This is a genomic window from Streptomyces sp. NPDC088766, from assembly GCF_044750845.1.
Taxonomy (GTDB): Bacteria; Actinomycetota; Actinomycetes; order Streptomycetales; family Streptomycetaceae; genus Streptomyces.
On the sequence record NZ_JBIVKQ010000002.1, the window covers coordinates 395,533 to 413,750 of the forward strand.

Genomic DNA, 18,218 nt, shown 5'->3' on the forward strand with positions numbered 1-18,218 from the left:
CGTGGAGCGGGCCACCCGGGCGACCCTCGCGCCGCGCGTACGCGCCGGCCCGGCGGGGGCGGGCAGCGGCTTCCGGCCGACCGTACGCAGGAGGAACGCACCGATGAGACTCGGTCTCACAGGACGGACCGCGCCGGTGTCGGGCCCCTCCCAGGGTATCGGCGGGGGCGGCGTGGTGGTCGCCGCCGGTCCGGCCCGCTCCGGAGCCCCCGCGGGCGCCGGCGGACGGGACGCCGACCGCCTTCGACCGGAGCCTCGGGAACCGCGGCGGGCGGTGCCCGAGGGCCGCTCCGGGGCGGTCGGCCCCGGCCCGGCAGGAGGCCCGGCGCGCCTTCGTGCGCGAACTCCGCCCCCGCTCCCCGCCGCACCGGCCCGTCCGACCGGAGGAGATCGCCGGCCTCGTCGTCCGCCTCGGCTCGCCGTTCGCCGTTCGCCGCTCATCTCCGCGAGACGGGCGGCGCGCTGCGTGTGGACGGCCGGTACGGCGGCCGGTACGGCCGGTACGGCCGGTACGTCGACGCGATGCCGCCGTGACCGTGCGCGGCCCGCACACGGGGTGTGCGGCGTTCACCACGGACGCGGGCACGCACCCGTGGTCCCCGCCGCGACGGCCGCCGACAATCGATCCGGCGGACAGGGCTCGCCCACCATCCGCGTCGGGGCGGGCCCTGTTCCCGTGCCCGGAACAGCCCTCTCGCGGAGCCCGTGGACCGTTTCCCGGAACCGGGCCGCACGTTCCGGAGGAAAATGCCAAAGCGTCCACCCGGGACCGCCACTTTCCGTAACCTCGGGGTCACGCCCTCGGTGGCTGCCCGCTGCCGGGCCCCGCCGGGCCCCGCCGGGCCGGTGACCGCCGCGCCGTCGACTCGCGCCGAAAGGAGACTGGTTCATGGCCGTCGAGGCCGAGGTCCTGAACGAACTGCACCGGTTGCGCACCCGCATGCCCCAGCTGACAGGGGCGCTGGCGGCCAGCGTCGACGGATTCGTCCTCGCCCAGGACATGCCCGGCGTCCAGCCGGAGGGCCTCGCGGCCCTCACCGCGGCCGCCCTCGGTGTCGGTCACCGCCTGGTGGACCTCACGGCGCGGGGCGAGTTCTGCGAACTCCTCGTGCGCGGGGCCGGGGGTTACGTCGCCACGTACGCGGCCGGCCCCACCGCCGTCCTCACCCTGCTCGCCGACGACCGCGCCAACGTCGGCCGCCTGCACCTCGAAGGCCGGCGCAGCGGCGCCCACATCGCCGGCCTGATGGCGGCCGGGCCCGCACCGCAGCCGGCGCACCCGGCCGTTCCCACCGCCCCGCTCCCACCCGAGAACCGCGCCCTGGGCGCCCTGCCGATGCGCATCCCCCGGCAGTTCAGACCCCAGCGGGGTTCGGAGTACGGCGGCTGAACCGGCCGCGGACCGCACCGCGGGGCGGGCCTGCGCGCCTCACCCCCGCCCCGCACCACGGAGCAGGTCTACGCGCCGCCGCCCCCCGTCCGTCCCCGGCGGCGGTCGGTGCCGCGCCGCCGGCCCACGACCCGTTCCGCGCCGCCCGGGGGCGCGCCGGGTGCGCTGAAGCCGCCGGGCACCAGCCGCGGCGGTGCCACGGCCGCGGCCGACGGCGGGCGGACGTCCGCCGCGTGGGAGCCCGTCGGGCCCGGACCTCCGGCGTGGGCCGGTGGCGGCGTCGCACGGCCGATGATCCGGGTGTGCGGCATCAAGGCGGCGCAGGCGGAGCAGACCTCGCTGAGCGTCCACACCTGGCCCACGGCCGGGTCGTGCCGCAGCACCAGCAGGACCGCGCCCGCGCAGGCGACCCGCGTGCCCTCGTGCAGAGCGCACCGCTCGCGCCGGCACCCGCAGGCGGCGTCGTGACGCACCGACGCCGCTCGGGCGTGCGCGGCGGCATGGGCTTCGGCGAAGCGGCGCAGGGCCGCGAGATCGCGCGAGCGCGACGGCATCGCGCACGCGGAGGAACAGGTGACCGACGCGGTGCGGTCCCGGTGCCCGACCACACGAATGGTCCAGGAGCGGCCGGGACGACGGGCTGACGGCGCCTCAGGGAACGTTTGAGCCAAGACCAGATGTCCTTCGTGCGACACGGGCGGGGAAAGGGGAAGGGCACTGCGTTCCGGTTCCGGCACGGCCCACCGGAGGTGACCTCGTCCACAGCATGCCCGTGTCCCCACGACGCCATTCCCGCCGAGCCCGTACGGCAGGCGCACGGGGAGGTCACACCGGGGCACGGGCGGGCGCGCCGAAGCCCTAAGCTGCCCTTCCATGAGCACAGGGGGATCCGGCGGACGGGTCGTGGACGGCCGCTTCGAACTGGTCGAACGGCTCGGCGGCGGGGGAATGGGCTGGGTGTGGCGGGCGCACGACCTCGCGCTGCACCGCGACGTCGCCGTGAAGGAGGTGCGGCCCCCCGATCCGGACCTGGCCGAGTACGACCCGGAGGGCGCCCGTAAGCTGCGCGAGCGCGTCCTGCGGGAGGCCCGCGCGCTGGCCCGCGTCCACCACCCCAACGTCGTCACCATCCACCACATCGTCGACGGCGGGGACGACACGTACCCGTGGATCGTGATGGAACTGGTGGAGGGCGGTTCGCTCCAGGACCGCCTGGAACGCGGCACGTTGACGCCCGTCGAGGCCGCGCGCCTGGGCCGCGAGGTGCTCTCCGCGCTGCGCGCCGCGCACGCCGTCGGCATCGAGCACCGCGACGTGAAACCGGCCAACGTCCTGCTGCGCCCCGACGGCCGGCCCGTGCTCACCGACTTCGGCATCGCCGCCGTCCGCGAGTCCGTCGGCCTCACCGCCACCGGGGCCGTCATCGGCTCACCCGACTTCATGGCCCCCGAACGCGTCAGCGGCAAGGAGGGCGGCCCCGCCGCCGACCTGTGGTCCCTGGCGATGCTGCTGTACGTCGCCGTCGAGGGCCGTCACCCGCTGCGCCGCGGCAGTACGCTCGCCACGCTGGCCGCCGTGCTCGGCGAGGACGTCCCCGCACCCCGGCGGGCCGGGCCGCTGACCCCCGTCCTCACCGCCCTGCTCGTCCGGGAGCCGCAGGGCCGTCCCGACGCGGAGCAGGTCGACCGGATGCTGGCCGCCGTCACCGACGGACCGGCTCCCCGGCCCGTGGCGGACGCCCCCGCCCCCTTGCGGACCTCCTATCCGCTCGCGCCCCCCGCGCCGGCGAACCCGGCGACGGGCCCCGTCCCGGACCAGGTCACCGCCGCTCCCGGAGCGCGCCGGCCGCGCCGCGCCCGCGGGGCGGCGATCGCCGCGGCCGCCGTGAGCACGGTGCTCAGCGGTGTGCTCGTGTGGGCGCTGCTCCCGGACGCGGGCGCGAAGAACGACGACACGGCCCCGCCGCGCGGCACCGCGTCCCGGACCACCGGGACGACGACCCCGTCCCCGAGCGCCGCGCCCGTAGACGGCACCGGTGACCGCACCGACCTCCTCAGCGCCGACGGCCTGCGCAGGGCCGTGGCGAAGCTGACGGGCGCGACGGGCGGCTCGAAGGTCACCAGCCTGGTCGTGTACGAGGAGTACGCCATCGCCACCGCCCCCGTGCCGGGCCGCCCCAAGCTGTACGACCGCTACATGTACCGGGGCGCGGACGTGGCGGTGAAGTTCGGACCCGGCGGCACGATCACCGACGGCTCGGTCCCCCTCGACCTCGACGACGTCACCTGGGACGCCGTGCCCGCGCTGCTCACCAAGGCCGACCGCACCCTCGGCGTGTCCGATCCCACCGGCCGCTACCTGATCGTCAACCCGGCCTCCACCCTCTTCGACAGCGCCCCGAGCCTGAGCGTCTACCTCTCCGACGAGTACGGCAGCGCCTACCTGAAGGCCGACCTCCGCGGCCGGGTCATCGAGACCCACCCGCGGGACGACGGTTAGGGCCTGCCGTCCGGATCAGGCCGGGCCCGCGGACGGCAGGCCCGGCCCCTTCTCACCAGCGGTCGCGCACCGCTTCCGCGGCCGGTCAGGCGCCGCTCTCGCGGAGCATGTCCTCACGCTCGACGATCTTGACGCGCTCGCGGCCCTGCGGCTCGCCCAGCGCCTTCTCCGCGGCGTCCAGCCTGTACCAGCCCTCCCAGGTGGTGTAGCGGACGCCCCGCTCGGCGAGGAACGCGTCCACCGCCTCGGGAGCGGGGGAGGACGGCGTGTGCAGACGGCCCTGGGCGAAGTCGTCCAGCAGGTTCGACACCGTCTCGTTGGCGTCGCCCTTGGTGTGGCCGATCAGACCGACCGGGCCGCGCCTGATCCAGCCGGTGACGTACGTCGACTGCAGGTGCGCGCCGCTCTCCTCGATGACCCGGCCGCCCTCGTCCGGGACCGTGCCCGAGTCGATGTCCCAGGGCAGCTTCGGCAGCTTCTCCGAGAGGTAGCCGACGGCGCGGTAGACCGCCGTGACGTCCCAGTCCTTGAACTCGCCGGTGCCCTTGACGTTGCCGGTGCCGTCGAGGGCGGTGCGCTCGGTGCGCAGACCCACGACCCTGCCGTCCTCGCCGAGGATCTCCACGGGCGACTCGAAGAAGTGCAGGAACAGCTTGTGCGGGCGGTCGCCGGTGTCGCGGATCGCCCAGTTCTCCAGCGTCTTGGCGACCATGTCGGCCTGCTTGTTGCCGCGCCGGGTGGCGATCGAGCCCTCGTCGTAGTCGATGTCCTCGGGGTCCACGACGACCTCGATGGTGGGGGAGTGGTCCAGCTCCCGCAGCTCCATCGGGGAGAACTTCGCCTGCGCCGGGCCGCGGCGGCCGAAGACGTGGACCTCGAGCGCCTTGTTGGCCTTCAGGCCCTCGTGGACGTTCGGCGGGATCTCGGTGGGCAGCAGCTCGTCCGCCGTCTTGGCGAGGATGCGGGCCACGTCCAGGGCGACGTTGCCGACGCCGAGGACGGCGACCTTCTCCGCCTCCAGCGGCCAGGTGCGCGGCACGTCCGGGTGACCGTCGTACCAGGACACGAAGTCGGCGGCGCCGTAGGAGCCGTCGAGACCGATGCCCGGGATCGACATCTCGCGGTCGGCCATGGCGCCGGTCGAGAAGATCACGGCGTCGTAGAAGGCGCGCAGGTCGTCCAGGTTCAGGTCGGCCGGGTAGTCGACGTTGCCGAAGAGGCGTATCTGCGGCTTGTCGAGGACCTGGTGCAGGGCGGTGATGATGCCCTTGATCCGGGGGTGGTCGGGGGCCACGCCGTACCGGATCAGACCGAACGGGGCCGGCATGCGCTCGAAGAGGTCGATGGAGACACCGGGGTCGGTGGCCACATCCGACTTGAGCAGCGCGTCGGCGGCGTAGATCCCGGCGGGGCCGGCTCCGACGATGGCTACCCGCAGGGGGCGGGGCATGATCAGGTTCCCTTCGAGCGGTGACAGATCGACTCGGAGGAAGCCTAAACTGAGGCAAACCTAACCCGGTACGCGGGTCCGGTCTATGAGCCCATAAGCGCCATTTATGAGTTGTGGACCCCTCGCGGGACCGCCCGCCGAACACTCCGCCGAACGCCCCGGACCTGTCCCCGCCGGCCGGTTCAGGGCAGCGGCTGCTCCGCCCAGATCACCTTCCCCGTCGGCGTGTAGCGGGTCCCCCAGCGTTCCGTGAGCTGGGCGACCAGGAACAGCCCGCGCCCGCCCTCGTCCGTCATGGCCGCGTACCTCAGATGCGGCGAGGTGTTGCTGCTGTCGGAGACCTCGCAGATCAGCGTGCGGTCGCGCAGCAGACGCACCCGGACGGGCGGACTGCCGTACCGGATCGCGTTGGTGACCAGCTCGCTGAGGATCAGCTCCGTCGTGAACGACAGCTCCTCCAGCTCCCAGCGCGCCAGCTGCCGGGCCACCGCCGCCCGCACCTCGCCGACGGCCGCCGGGTCCACCGGCACCGCCCACTCGGCGACCCGGTCCGCACCGAGCGCCCGGGTACGGGCCACGAGCAGCGCGATGTCGTCGTTCGGGCGGGCCGGCAGCAGCGACTCCAGGACGACCCGGCAGGTGCCCTCGGGCGAGCCGTCGCCGTCCGCGAGCGCGGTGCGCAGCCGCTCCAGGCCGGTGTCGATGTCCTGCTTGCGGTCCTCCACCAGCCCGTCGGTGTACAGCACCAGCCGGCTGCCCTCCGCCAGCTCCACCTCGGCCGTCTCGAAGGGCAGCCCGCCGAGCCCCAGCGGCGGACCCGCCGGGACGTCGAGGAACTCCACCCGCCCGTCGGGGTGGACCAGCGCGGGCGGCGGATGGCCGGCGCGGGCGACGGCGCAGCACCGGGACACCGGGTCGTAGATCGCGTACAGACACGTCGCCCCCGCCACCGGCGCGGTGGTGCCGTCGGCCGTCTCGTCCTGGTCGATGCGCGCGACCAGCTCGTCGAGCAGCCCGAGGAGCTCCTCCGGCGCCAGGTCCAGGGCGGAGAAGTTGTGCACGGCGGTGCGCAGCCGCCCCATGGTGGCCGCCGCGTGCAGCCCGTGCCCGACGACGTCCCCGACGACCAGCGCGACGCGGGCCCCCGACAGCGGCAGCACGTCGAACCAGTCGCCGCCGACACCCGCCTGCGCGGGCAGGTAGCGGTAGGCGATGTCCAGGGCGCCCTGCTCGGGCAGCGTGCGCGGCAGCAGACTGCGCTGGAGGGTGACGGCCATGCCGTGCTCGCGGGTGAAGCGGCGCGCGTTGTCGATGGAGACCGCGGCCCGCGCCACCAGTTCCTCCGCGAGGGCGACCTCCTCCGGGTCGAAGGGCTCCGGCCGCTCCGAACGCCAGAAGCTGACCACGCCCAGCACCAGGGCCCCGGCCCGCACGGGCACGGTGATCAGCGAATGGATGCCGAACCCCACCACCTGCTCGGTCCGCTCCAGGTCCTGCGCCCGCCAGCCCGGCGACTCGGCGAGCCGGGCCTCCAGCACGGGCCGGCCCTCCGCCAGGCTGCGGGCCTGCGGGGACGATTCCACGAACCGGATGCGCCCGCCCGCCGGGTACAGCGGCGCGCCCGCGCGGGTCGCGCTCATCGCCGTGCGCCGCAGGGCGCCGTGCGGCTCCGGCTCCTCGCCCTCCAGTACGGCGTCGAAGAGGTCGACGCACGCGAAGTCCGCGAACCGGGGCACGGCCAGCTCCGCCAGCTCCTCCGCGGTCCGCGTCACGTCCAGGCTCGTCCCGATGCCCACCCCGGCCGCGTACAGCATGTCCAGGCGCTCGCGCGCCGCCTCCGCCCGTCCGGACAGGGCCCGCAGTTCCGTCGAGTCGCGCAGCGTGGCGACGCTGCCGGCCGGGCCGCCCGCGACATCGGTGGGCCGCTGGTTGATCGCCAGCAGCCGCTCCCCGACCAGGTGCACCTCGTCGGTCGCCGTCCGCCCGGAGGCGAGCAGCTCGGCGGTGTCGGCGTCCAGGCCCAGATCGATCACCTTGCGCAGTTCGGCGTCCGGCGGCAGATCCAGCAGCCGGTGCGCCTCGTCGTTGGCGAGGAGCAGGTCGCCCTCGCCGCCGACGATGATGACCCCTTCGCGCACGGCGTGCAGGACCGCGTCGTGGTGCTCGTACATGCGGGTCATCTCGCGCGGGCCCAGACCGTGCGTCTGCCGCAGCAGACGGCGGCTGACCAGGGCCGTTCCTCCGGTGGCCAGGGCCAGCGCCACCGCGGCCGTCGACAGCACCAGCGGCAGCTGACGGTTCGCGTTCCCGCCGACGCGGGCGGTGGTGATGCCGGCCGACACCAGCCCCACGACCCGGCCGTCGGCCGCCTTCACCGGCACCACGGCCTGCACCAGCCGCCCGATCGTCCCGTCGATCTCCTCGACCACCGTCCCGCCGGCCTGCGCCGGGGCCAGCGCGCCGACGAACTTCTTGCCGATGCGGTCCGGCCTGGGGTGGGTGTAGCGGATGCCGTCCGGGTCCATGACGACGATGAAGTCGACCTCCGACGCCTCACGCGCGGCCTCCGCCCGCGGCTGGAGCACGGCCGTCGGGTCGGGGCTGCGCAACGCCGCCAGGATGCCGGGCGAGTTCGCGAAGGTCTGGGCGACGGCGAGCGAGCGGTTGCGGGCCTCCTCGGTGGTGTCGCGCCGCGCCTGGAGCACCAGGGCGACGACCGCGGCGACGACCAGCAACAGGACGACGACCACCTGCAGGACGAACACCTGCGCGGCGAGACTGCGCCCGCCGAGCGAGGTCTCGGGCGTGCGGCGCACCAGCGGGGCCCGGGGACGACGGGCCGGCCGGGCACCCGATCGCCCCAGGAGTCGGACCATGTGCCATGTCTACACCGCCCGGCTCCGTCAGGCGAGGGGCATTACGCGGTGTGATGGACCGCGGCAACCCTTGCGGCGCTCGCGGCACCTGTGCCGCGAGCCGGTCCCGGCTGCCTTGCCGGCCGCTGCGCGGTGGTTCGCCCCGGCGGTCCGGTGGCTCCGGCGGCCCGGCGGCCCGTTGCTCCCGGCGGCCCTGCCGGTCTCGGCTCCCGGCGGGGCGGGCGAGAGCGGTGGCGGTGAGGGGTGGGGCCCGGGCGCGGCGGGCGGAGGGCCGTGACGGCTTCGGTCCGGGCCGTGACGGCTTCGGGACAGGGCGGGGCGGCGGTCGTGCCGGCTCCGGGGCGCGGGTCCGCCGGGCGGCCGGTGGTCCGCAGGCACGGTCGATCCCGGCGGCGCCGCGGCGTCCGCGGCTCGGGCCGCCCTACGGCGGCGGGTCGCGGCGGGTGGCGAGCAGCAGGGCTATGTCGTCGGGCCGGTCGGACGCCTGGCGGGCGGTCGCGGTCAGCCGGTCGGCCATGTCCGCGAGGGAACGCCCCCGCAGGGCGCCCGCTTCGGCCAGCGCCGCCCGCAGGGCGCCGATGCCGTCGTCGATGTCGTGCCCCGGCCGCTCGACCAGCCCGTCCGTGTACAGCGCCAGCACGGCGCCCGGCTCCAGACGCAGCTCCGCCACCGCGTAGTGGGCGCGCGCGTCGACGCCGAGCACCATCCCCTCCGGCAGGTCCGCGACGTGTGTACGTCCGTCCGGGTGACGCAGCAGCGGCGGAAGGTGCCCGGCGTTGGCCACCCGGGCCAGACCGGTGGCCGGGTCCAGACGGACGTAGCAGCAGCTGGCGAACTGGCCGGGGTCGAGGTCGATCAGCAGGCGGTTCGTGCCGGCCATGACCTCTTCGGGCGGCCGGTCGCCCAGCGCGAAGGCCCGCACCGCGCTGCGCAGTTGCCCCATGGTCGCGGCAGCCTGCACCCCGTGCCCCTGGACGTCTCCGATGACCAGGGCCAGGCCGTCCCCGGCCTCCACGACGTCGTACCAGTCGCCGCCCACCTCCATGCCCTCGGTGCCCGCAAGATAGCGTCCGGCGGTCTCCACGCCCGCGTGCTGCGACAGCCGCCGGGGGAGCAGGGCCTGCTGGAGCCCGCGGGCCAGGGCCGCCTCGGTGTCGTAGCGCTGGGCCTTCTCCATCGCGTGGGCGATCAGTCCGGCGAGTGCGGTCAGGACCGTGCGCTCCTCGGAGCTGAAGCTGCGCGGGCGGTCGAAGCCGAGGATGCACGAGCCGACCGCACGGCCGGAGGCGATCAGCGGGAGGAAGGCACGGGCGCCCTCCGCCGCGTCCATCGGGATGCCGGGGTAGGCCTCGGCGATCTGCTCCATCGAGTCGAAGAAGAGGGGGCGGCCGGTGGTGAGCGTCTCCACGCCCGGCAGCCGGGCGTCCAGCCCCACGCCCTCGAACGGGGCCAGGAAACCCTCGGGGAAGCCGCTCTCCCACGCCAGGTACAGGTGCCTCTCCTGCAGCAGGTAGATGGCGATCCGGCGGCCACCGAACGCGGGCAGCAGCTCCTGCATGACCACCGCCGACACCTGGCGGGCGGTCACCGCCTCCGTCAGCGCGATGGCCAGCGCGATGGGCCGGTACGGCGGGGCGGTCGAGGCGCCGAGATCGGGCGCGGGAGTGCCGGCCTCCACGTCGACGGGAGGCTCGGCGGCCGTCGGGGCGCCGGCCCCGGCGGCCGCCGGGGCGTGGGGCACCCGGTTCGCCGGTACGGCGGTGCAGGTGAGGACGTCGAGGCCGGGGTACACCGCCAGACTCAGCCAGTCGCCCTCGTACGGGCGCGGGGCCGTGGGCCGGTCGCGCCCCGGCCGGCTGTCCCGGCTGCCGGTGTCGTACGGCCGGGGCCCCCGGAAGTCGGGCCGGCGGACGTGGAAGTGCACCGCCTCCGGGCACAGCAGGGCGCCGCGCAGGTGCTCCTCGCACGCGGGCTGGTTCAGCCACGGCACGGCGTCCCACAGGGACCGGCCGAGCAGCCGGTCCCGCGGGACGCCCAGGAGGTGCGCGGCGCGGGGGTTGGCGTAGACGACCAGCCCGAGCCGGTCGAGACAGAAGACGCCCTCGGGCAGCAGGTCGGCGGCGCCGTCGGCCAGCGCGCCCGGACCCGGGTCGAGGAGGACGCCGGTGACGGGACGCGGGCCGGAGGAGGGTGCCGCCGCGGCGGAGGGCCACAGCTCCAGCAGGCGCAGGCCGCCGTCGACGAGGCGGACCTGGACGGGCTGCGGCGGGGGCCGGCCGTGGGCGGTCTCCCGCAGCAGGGCGGGCAGCCGGTGGGCGTCGGCCGGGTCGACGGACCGGGTCAGGGCGGCCAGCGTGCCCGGTTCCCGGTCCGCGGGCAGCCCCAGCAGGGTGCGGGCGGGACCGTCGGCGGTGACGGCGTCCGTCGCCGGGTCCCAGGTCAGGTGGCCGAAGCGGCCGGGGGCCCGGTCCACGGCGGGCGGGCGGACGCACAGCGGCTCGGCGTCCCAGGTGACGCCGTCGCCCGCCGCCTCCCTCCGCAGCAGGGCGACGCCCAGGTACTCGGCGACGCGCTGCAGGCGGTCGCTCTCGGCCAGTACCGCCGCGGCGTCGGCGGCTGCCGGCCGCAGCACGGTCATCACCCCGAAGGTCCGGCCCGCCGCGCCGACGGGCACGTTGAGCGCCCCGAACTGGAACGGCAGCCCGGCCGCGAACTGCGGATAGCGGCGCATGGCCTCCGTGGCGTTGGCGAGGACCACCGGGACGCCCAGCCGGTAGGCGTCGGCCACCGGGAACGGGCGGTCCACGCTCACCCGGTCCCAGGGACGGAACAGGGGTCCCGGCAGACCGGAGAGGACGGCGAGCCGCAGGAGTCCGGGCGTGCCGGAGCACAGGTACAGGCCCCCGGCCCGGCCGCCCCCGGTCCGCAGCCCGTCCGCCACGGCCCCGGCCAGCAGCGCGGCTGGCGGAGCGGGCGGCTCCCGCCGGTCCCCGGCGCTCCCAGTCATCGACCCACCTCGTCCGTGCGCCGCCCGGAGGGCGACACAGCAAGAATGCGCCTTGCGGGGGCGGGTGTGCATCCGCGCGGTGCGGCGGGATGCGGCTCCCGCGGAGAGATCCGCGGCTGACCCCGCCCGTCCGGGGTAACCGGCCGCCATGGGCGAGATACTGATCGGCTCCTGTTCGTGGACGGACCGGGCGCTTCTCGGCAGTGGCTGGTACCCGTCCGGACGGCGGGACGCGGAGGGCCGGTTGCGGCACTACGCCGAACACTTCCCCGTGGTCGAGGCCGACGCCACGTACTACGCCCTGCCCTCCGAACGCACCGGTCGGCTGTGGGCGCAGCGCACGCCGGACGGATTCGTGTTCGACGTGAAGGCCTTCTCCCTGCTGACCGGCCACCCCACCCGGTCCGCGGTGCTGCCGCCGGGGCTGCCCGACGACGTCCGCTCACCGAAGGCGCTCGACGAGGTGTGGCGGCGCTTCTCGGACGGCATCCTGCCGCTGCGTGAGGCGGGGCGGCTGGGTGCCGTCCTGTTCCAGTTCCCGCCGTGGCTGCGGCCCGGCCCACGCGCGCGTGCCGTCCTCGCCGACTGCCGCGAGCGCACCGCCGGGTGGCCGGTCTGCGTGGAGTTCCGGCACCCCGACTGGTGGCGTGAGCGACAGCGGCGTACGACCGCGGAACTGCTGCGGTCGTACGGCTTCTCCGCCGTCGCCGTCGACATGGAGCCGTCGCTGCCGTCCGCGATCCCGCCGGTCACGCCCGTGACCTGCGAACGGCTGGCGGTCGTACGGTTCCACGGCCGCAGCCGCGCCTGGGGGACCGGCAGCAAGGAGGACCGCTTCCGGCACGAGTACACCGACGGCGAACTGCGCGAATGGCTGCCCAGGGTGCACGCGCTCGCCGACCGGGCCGAGCGGGTGCACGTGCTGTTCAACAACTGCTGCGCCGACGCGGCCGTGCGGGCCGCCGCCCGGATGCGCGAGCTGGTCGCCGATGTGGGGGATGAGCCGGGCCGGGCCGGGCCCGGCCCCGTCAGGCGGTCACCCTGAGCGTCTTCTTGGCCAGTTCGTACGCCGGCAGCATCGCCTCGTGCTCCTCGGTGTCCATGCCTCCGAGGTGGACGACGACGGGGCCGTCGGGCGTGCTCACGGCCAGGGCGCGCTCCTTCTTCGTCTCCTCCAGCAGCTCGCTCGTCGTGGTGTACTCCACCTCCGTGCCGGAGAGCGAACCGGTCTTGAACGAGCGGTACTCCGCCCCGCTCGCCCCCTCCTCGGCGGTCACGAAGCCCTCCAGCACGGCGCGCGCGTCGGCATCACCGGGCCTGCCCGTCCACACCCGGAGGAAGCCGAGCTTGCCGGCCGGCTTGGCGTCGACCTCGCAGGCCATGGTGACCCGCCCCTGGTGCAGGAACGCGTCGGCGAGATCGTCGGTGATCTCGTTGCCGGTCTCGCCCTGTTGGGAGGCCGCGTCGATGGCCTCGGCCTCCCAGAACTCGGCGATGTCGAACGTGACGGGCAGCTCACAGGCCGAGCCCACGGCACCGATGCTCTCCCCGCGCGCCGCGACCTCGGCGGTGGCCGCCGCCTTCGCCTTCGTACCGGACGCGTCCGGTACGTCGTCCGACTCCCCGCACCCCGCCGCCAGCCCCGTCAGGAGGGCGGCCGCCGCCAGGCCCCGCCATCCGTTCCCCACCCCGAAGCGCACCGCTGTCTCTCCTCCGCTCGAAACCGGTTTCTTGTTCGATACCGGCGGAGCACTGTAACCGAGACGGGGGCGACACCGGAGGGGGAGGTGGCGGCGGTGCTCCAGGTCGTCGCGGCGGGTGTCGCCGGGGGACGCCGTCCGCGCCGCCGCCGGTCGGCCGCGCCCCGCTCGGCGCGGGAATGGCCCGGCTCCCTCCGCTGTTGTACCGCGCGACTGGCATGCACCGCTCAACGAGGGCGATGCCGGTGAAAGGAGGCCCCCATGGCACGCAGTACGGCGCGCCCCGTCGTCACCCTGAGGTCCACGGCCGGTACCGGCGCGACCTACGTCACCCGCAAGAACCGCCGCAACGACGCCGACCGGCTGGTCCTGCGCAAGTACGACTCCGTCGCCGGACGGCACGTCACGTTCCGCGAGGAACGCTGACCGAGGCGCGCCGGCCGAGGCGCCCGTCCGAGAAGGGCCGGCTGAGGGGCACCGGCCGGGGAGCGCGCCGAGCCGCAACGGCGGACGCTCGCCGGCCGCGCCCCGCAACCGCTGAGCCCCGCCCGCCGGGGCGCGCTGCCGTAAGGCGCAGGCCGGGCCGCCCCAGGGCGTCGGCCCGAAAGTGCAACACAGGAGGAGGCAGTCATGAAGGTGCGCAATTCCCTGCGTTCCCTGAAGTCCAGGCCCGGAGCGCAGGTCGTGCGCCGGAAGGGGGTCACCTTCGTCATCAACAAGAAGGAGCCCCGCTTCAAGGCCCGCCAGGGCTGAGGGCCCCGCAGCGGCCCGGTGGCCCGGGTTCCGGTCGATGCCGGAACCCGGGCCACCGGCCTGTCCGCCGCCGGTCACCCGCTCCGCCCACCCGCCGCGCGGACACCGGGCGGCCGTCCTACGGTGGGGGAGCGGCCGGCTCCCCAGGGAACCCCGGCCGTTCCCGGCCGGCGCCGACTTCCCCCGTGTCCGATCCGGCCGGGAACCCCTTCCCACCGGCAACGCCGAGCCGGGCCGCCGGTCGGAGGACAGTCCGTGGTCTTCGCTCCCGGAGGGGAACCCGTGCGGGTATGGGCAACACCGCGCTGATCGTCATCGACATGATCAACACGTACGACCACGCCGACGCCGACCTGCTCCTGCCGTCGGCGCGCGAGGTGGTCCCGGCGGCGGCCGGGCTGCTGGAGCGGGCGCGCGGGGCGGACGTCCCGGTCGTCTACGTCAACGACAACTTCGGCGAGTGGCGGTCCCACCACGGTGAACTCCTCGGCACGGCCCTCTCCGGTCCGCACGCCGACCTCGTCGAGCCGCTGGTTCCCGACGACGACTCCCTCTTCGTGGTCAAGGCCCGGCACTCGATCTTCTTCGACACCCCGCTGGCCTACCTGCTCGACCAGCAGGACATCGACCACCTCGTCCTGTGCGGGCAGGTCACCGAGCAGTGCGTCCTGTACTCCGCGCTCGACGCCCACATCCGCCACCTCCGGGTGACCGTCCCGCGGGACGCGGTCGCCCACATCCACGCCGACCTCGCGGACGCGGCGCTGCGGATGATGGAACGCAACATGGGGGCACGACTGTGCGACAGCCAGGAGCTGTGGAGCTGACCGGCGGACGGGGCACGACCACCTCGGCGGACGGTGCCCGGTCGGGCCCGGCCCGGCGTTCTGCCTGATCACAGCCCCGGAGTGATCCCCGAAGGCCTTCTCGACGTCTACATGGGCGTATGACCCGGCGTGCGGGTCCGGCTCCTCGAGCCGGTACCGCGCGCGGGTGCCGGATCCGGCCGTGCGCTCCGCGCGCGGCGAGCGGTTGGGGAGACCTTGGGGATCGTGCGTCCAGCACAGGAACGGCGGTACGGCGCCGGTGAGGGCCGTGCCGTGCGCGGCGACGCGACGGGCGAGCGGCCCGGCGCGGCGGCCCGCGTCACCGGCGCGGGCGCGTTCGTCCTGCGCACGCTGCGTGCCGAGGCGCACGGCATCGTCGTCGACCCGGTACGGCGACTGCTCCGACGCGGACCCGCCGGGCTGCTGCTCGCCGGTGTGGCCGTCGGGGGCGTCATCTTCTTCCACGCGCTCGCCCAACGGCCCGCCGGGGCCGACGTCGTGCGGGCCGTCGGCGGTGTCCAGGGCGACCTCCCGCTGTGGCTGACCCTCCTGCGCACCCCGGTCTCGCTCTACGTCCCCGCGCTCGACCTGCCGGTCTGGGCCGGCATCACCCAGTTGTTCCTCGCCTTCGCGCTGGCCGAGAACAGCATCGGCCGGGCCCGCACCCTGGCCGTCGCCTACGCGACCACGCTGGCCGGCACCCTCACCGCACGGGTGATGATCATGGCGGGTCCGGACCGGTGGGGGTTCGGTCTGCCACCGGAGGCCGGGCAGGTGCTCGACACGGGCCCGTCGGCCGCGGTCGTGGGCCTGTTCACCTACATCTCCGTCGTGCGGCGGGCCCCCGTCGTCTTCACGCTCACCGGCGGCTCGATGGTGTGGGAGTCGGTGGCCAGGCCCAACCTCGCGGGCCGTGAGCACCTGATAGCGGTGGCCGCCGCGATCGTCCTCGGTCTGCTCCACGGCCGACGGCGCCCCGCCCTGTTCCGTGCCCGGTTCCGCGCCTGGTCGCCCGCCCGGTTCCCCGAAGGGGGCCGTGCGCCGGGCCGAACCGTGCCGGACCGACGGGCCGGCACGGGAGAGGCGGCCGCCCGGGAGACCACTGACCCGACCGCCACAGGCGAGTCGGCCGCCCGGGAGAGCGCCGCCCCGACCGTTGCGAAGACCCCCTCGCCCAGGGCTGAAGCCCGGATGGGTGTGGACATCTGAGAAACTCCCATGAATCTCCGGGGCGGTTGAACACTCCTGGGCCCCGCCGCGTATAAGGCCGCGGGGATTTCACGTCCTGGCCGCCGACGACGTTTTTTTGGAGCACTTCGTGGGACACAACAGGCGCAGGCGCCCGACGGGCGGACGACGGGCGACGTTCGCCGCGGTCGCGCTGATGCTCGGCGGCGGAGGACTGATGGCCGCGAACGTCTACGCCTCCGCCACCGAGGGCGGCCAAGGACCCTGGACCTCCGGTTCCGTCACCATCGACTGTCCGGACGTGGGCAGCCGGCTGACCTCGGTGCCGGACGCCGCGGGCGAGGAGGTCGACCGCGAACTCGCCCTGCTGGACCAGCAGACAGCCGCGGCCTACCGGCAACTCCAGGACTCCGCCCAGGCCGTGCGCGACGACGCGGGCTTCGCCGACAACGCGGTGATGAACCCGTTGAAGGAGAAGCGCGCCGCGACGATCGACCGCATCGGGATCGCCATCGACCGCGTGGGCGACCGCCCGGAGGGCCTCGCCGACCTCGCCGCCTGCACGCTGCGCACCGCCGACGACAACGCGGGCGAGGAAGCCGGGGGCAACGGTGGGGGCGGCCAGGACCAAGGCAACGGCCAGGACCAAGGGGACGGCCAGGACCAAGGCAACGGGCAGGACCAGGGCGACGGGCAGCAGGGCGGCGACGGGCAGCAGGGCAACGGCGGCGAAGGCGGCGGTCGGCAGGGCGGCGGAGGCAACGGCGGGCAGGCGGGCAACGGCCCCGTGGCCGCCGACTTCGCGGACATCACGTCCGTGCAGCCCTCCCGGCAGGCCGCCGACCCCGGCGCCGGCCCTTCCAAGGGCACCTTCGCCACCAGCTGCGGCGTCAACGCGAACGGCCTGTTCAACTCCGACAACGTGATCGTCGCGCCCGGAGTCACCAACGGCGCCCACCACTTCCACGACTACGTGGGCAACCAGGCCAACGACGCCTTCGCCTCGGACGACGACCTCGCGAACGGCGAGACAAGCTGCGTCGACCAGGGCGACAAGTCGTCCTACTTCTGGCCCGTGCTGCGACTGCAGAACGGCGCCCAGGAGAAGGACGCCCAGTCCCCCGGCGGCGGCGTCGAGGGCAACGCGGGCGAGATCGTCACGCCCAAGGAGGCCACCATGACCTTCGTGGGCAACCCGCGCTCCACCGTCACGGCCATGCCCCGGCTGCTGCGCATCATCACCGGCGACGCCAAGGCCTTCGTCAACGGCACGGCCAACGCCAACGCCTCGTGGAGCTGCACCGGCTTCGAGGACCGGCAGCTGAAGGACAAGTACCCGCTCTGCCCGAACGGCAGCGACGTCGTGCGCACCTTCCGCTTCCAGAGCTGCTGGGACGGCAACAACATCGACAGCGCCAACCACCGCACCCACGTGGCGTTCGCGGCGGCGGACGGAAGCTGCCCGGCGGGCTTCAAGGCCATCCCGCAGCTGGTGCAGCGCATCGTCTACGACGTCGACGCGCCGAGCCTCCAGGACGGCGGCCGTACGACCCCGCTGTTCGCGGTGGACTCCTTCCCCGAGCAGCTGCACAAGCCGGTCACGGACCACGGCGACTTCATCAACGTCTTCGACGAGGACCTGATGAACGAGATGGTCGCCTGCATCAACGAGGGCCGCACCTGCGGCGCCGGCACGGGCGGCGACAACGCCGGCGGCGGCGCTGACAACGGCGGCGGCAACGCCGGTGGTGACAACGGCGGTGCCGACAACGGCGGCGGTGACAACGCCGGTGGCGCCGACCAGGGTGGTCAGGACCAGGGCGGCCAGAATCAGGGCGGCCAGGACCAGGGCGCAGGCCAGCAGCAGCCCCCCGCCCAGAACACGCAGGAGCCCGGGACCGAGCCCGCCGCGGGCGGCGCCGGCTCCGTCGGCACCCCCCGCAGCGCGGAGCCCCGCGTCGACACGAAGCCGACCGCGAAGTCGACCCGGCCGGCGGCGGAGATCCCCGCCCAGGAGGCCGACGCCGAGGGCGAGGTCGGTGCCCCCGCGACGGCCCCCGAGGAGAGCCCGGTCGCTGCGGACACGGGCGACACCCCGCCCCCCGTCCCCGCACCGCAGGCCCAGGGAGGTCTGGCCGAGACCGGCGCCAGCCTGTGGCCTGCCGCCGCGGGCGCGCTGCTGCTGATCGGCGGGTTCGTGCTCCTGCGCCGTTCCGCGAAGCGCTCGTACTGAGGTTCCGCCGGGCAACCGGCGGGCACCGGCACGAACGGGTGCTCCCTGCCGAGAGAGACCGCCCCGCCACCGGGCCGCACGGTATATGTCGCTCGGAGTGACCGCACGGGTCGCTCCGAGCGGCGCCGGCCCCGGGCCGGCGGGGCGGCCGCGCGACGAGGGGAGCCCCATGCAGGACGGAAACACGACCACGGACACCGGGCCGGAGTACCCGGAGTACTACGACCTCGGCGACCACCACCGCACGGTCACCACCTCCTCCGCCGAGGCCCAGCGCTGGTTCGACCGCGGCCTC

The 18,218-nt window shown here is 75.0% G+C and carries 13 protein-coding genes; 8 read left to right on the top strand and 5 right to left on the bottom strand.

Annotated elements, in window-relative coordinates; translation table 11 throughout:
- Positions 1-889: 889 nt before the first annotated feature.
- Entirely contained in the window at positions 890-1,390 is a 501-nt protein-coding gene (locus ACIP5W_RS04625) for a roadblock/LC7 domain-containing protein (RefSeq protein ID WP_401466644.1), read from the top strand.
- Between the two features lie 68 nt (positions 1,391-1,458).
- On the opposite strand, the gene ACIP5W_RS04630 is transcribed toward ACIP5W_RS04625, so the two are convergent.
- A complete protein-coding gene (locus ACIP5W_RS04630; protein ID WP_401466647.1) occupies positions 1,459-1,998 on the bottom strand; it encodes a hypothetical protein in 540 nt (179 codons plus the stop codon).
- A 265-nt stretch (positions 1,999-2,263) separates the two neighbouring features.
- Here ACIP5W_RS04630 and ACIP5W_RS04635 point away from each other — a divergent pair, with 265 nt between their 5' ends.
- Positions 2,264-3,889, top strand: a complete 1,626-nt coding sequence (locus ACIP5W_RS04635; RefSeq protein WP_401466650.1) for a serine/threonine-protein kinase — start codon at positions 2,264-2,266, stop codon at positions 3,887-3,889.
- 85 nt (positions 3,890-3,974) lie between these two features.
- Here ACIP5W_RS04635 and ACIP5W_RS04640 read toward each other — a convergent pair whose 3' ends face one another.
- The 3 genes from ACIP5W_RS04640 to ACIP5W_RS04650 form a co-directional block, all read right to left on the bottom strand.
- Positions 3,975-5,339 (bottom strand): FAD-dependent oxidoreductase, encoded by a 1,365-nt coding sequence (locus ACIP5W_RS04640; RefSeq protein ID WP_401466653.1) that lies wholly within the window; start codon positions 5,337-5,339, stop codon positions 3,975-3,977.
- Positions 5,340-5,521: 182 nt separating this feature from the next.
- Positions 5,522-8,215, bottom strand: coding sequence for a SpoIIE family protein phosphatase (locus tag ACIP5W_RS04645; RefSeq protein ID WP_401466656.1), 2,694 nt, complete (start codon positions 8,213-8,215; stop codon positions 5,522-5,524).
- 421 nt (positions 8,216-8,636) lie between these two features.
- Entirely contained in the window at positions 8,637-11,222 is a 2,586-nt protein-coding gene (locus tag ACIP5W_RS04650) for a SpoIIE family protein phosphatase (RefSeq protein WP_401466659.1), read from the bottom strand.
- Between the two features lie 148 nt (positions 11,223-11,370).
- Between ACIP5W_RS04650 and ACIP5W_RS04655 the strand changes: the two genes are divergently transcribed.
- On the top strand, positions 11,371-12,267 hold the full coding sequence (locus ACIP5W_RS04655; protein ID WP_401466662.1) for a DUF72 domain-containing protein: 897 nt from the start codon (positions 11,371-11,373) through the stop codon (positions 12,265-12,267).
- Here ACIP5W_RS04655 and ACIP5W_RS04660 read toward each other — a convergent pair.
- The gene (locus ACIP5W_RS04660) at positions 12,251-12,922 is read right to left on the bottom strand and encodes a lipoprotein (protein ID WP_401466665.1); all 672 of its coding nucleotides are present in this window, start codon (positions 12,920-12,922) and stop codon (positions 12,251-12,253) included. The two genes, ACIP5W_RS04655 and ACIP5W_RS04660, sit on opposite strands and share 17 nt — an antisense overlap.
- A 261-nt stretch (positions 12,923-13,183) precedes the next feature.
- Between ACIP5W_RS04660 and rpmG the strand changes: the two genes are divergently transcribed.
- From rpmG to ACIP5W_RS04685, 5 genes are all read left to right on the top strand, one after another.
- Positions 13,184-13,348 carry a 50S ribosomal protein L33 gene (gene rpmG, locus ACIP5W_RS04665; RefSeq protein WP_073498959.1) on the top strand — a complete coding sequence of 55 codons (165 nt, stop codon included), beginning with the start codon at positions 13,184-13,186 and terminating at the stop codon, positions 13,346-13,348.
- Between the two features lie 204 nt (positions 13,349-13,552).
- Complete coding sequence (gene ykgO, locus ACIP5W_RS04670) at positions 13,553-13,675, top strand: type B 50S ribosomal protein L36 (protein ID WP_073498960.1); 123 nt, start codon at positions 13,553-13,555, stop codon at positions 13,673-13,675.
- A 290-nt stretch (positions 13,676-13,965) separates the two neighbouring features.
- The gene (locus tag ACIP5W_RS04675) at positions 13,966-14,502 is read left to right on the top strand and encodes an isochorismatase family cysteine hydrolase (RefSeq protein ID WP_401466670.1); all 537 of its coding nucleotides are present in this window, start codon (positions 13,966-13,968) and stop codon (positions 14,500-14,502) included.
- A gap of 225 nt (positions 14,503-14,727) precedes the next feature.
- Entirely contained in the window at positions 14,728-15,711 is a 984-nt protein-coding gene (locus ACIP5W_RS04680; RefSeq protein ID WP_401466673.1) for a hypothetical protein, read from the top strand.
- A gap of 196 nt (positions 15,712-15,907) precedes the next feature.
- The gene (locus ACIP5W_RS04685; protein ID WP_401466978.1) at positions 15,908-17,923 is read left to right on the top strand and encodes a DUF1996 domain-containing protein; all 2,016 of its coding nucleotides are present in this window, start codon (positions 15,908-15,910) and stop codon (positions 17,921-17,923) included.
- The last annotated feature ends 295 nt before the right edge of the window (positions 17,924-18,218 follow it).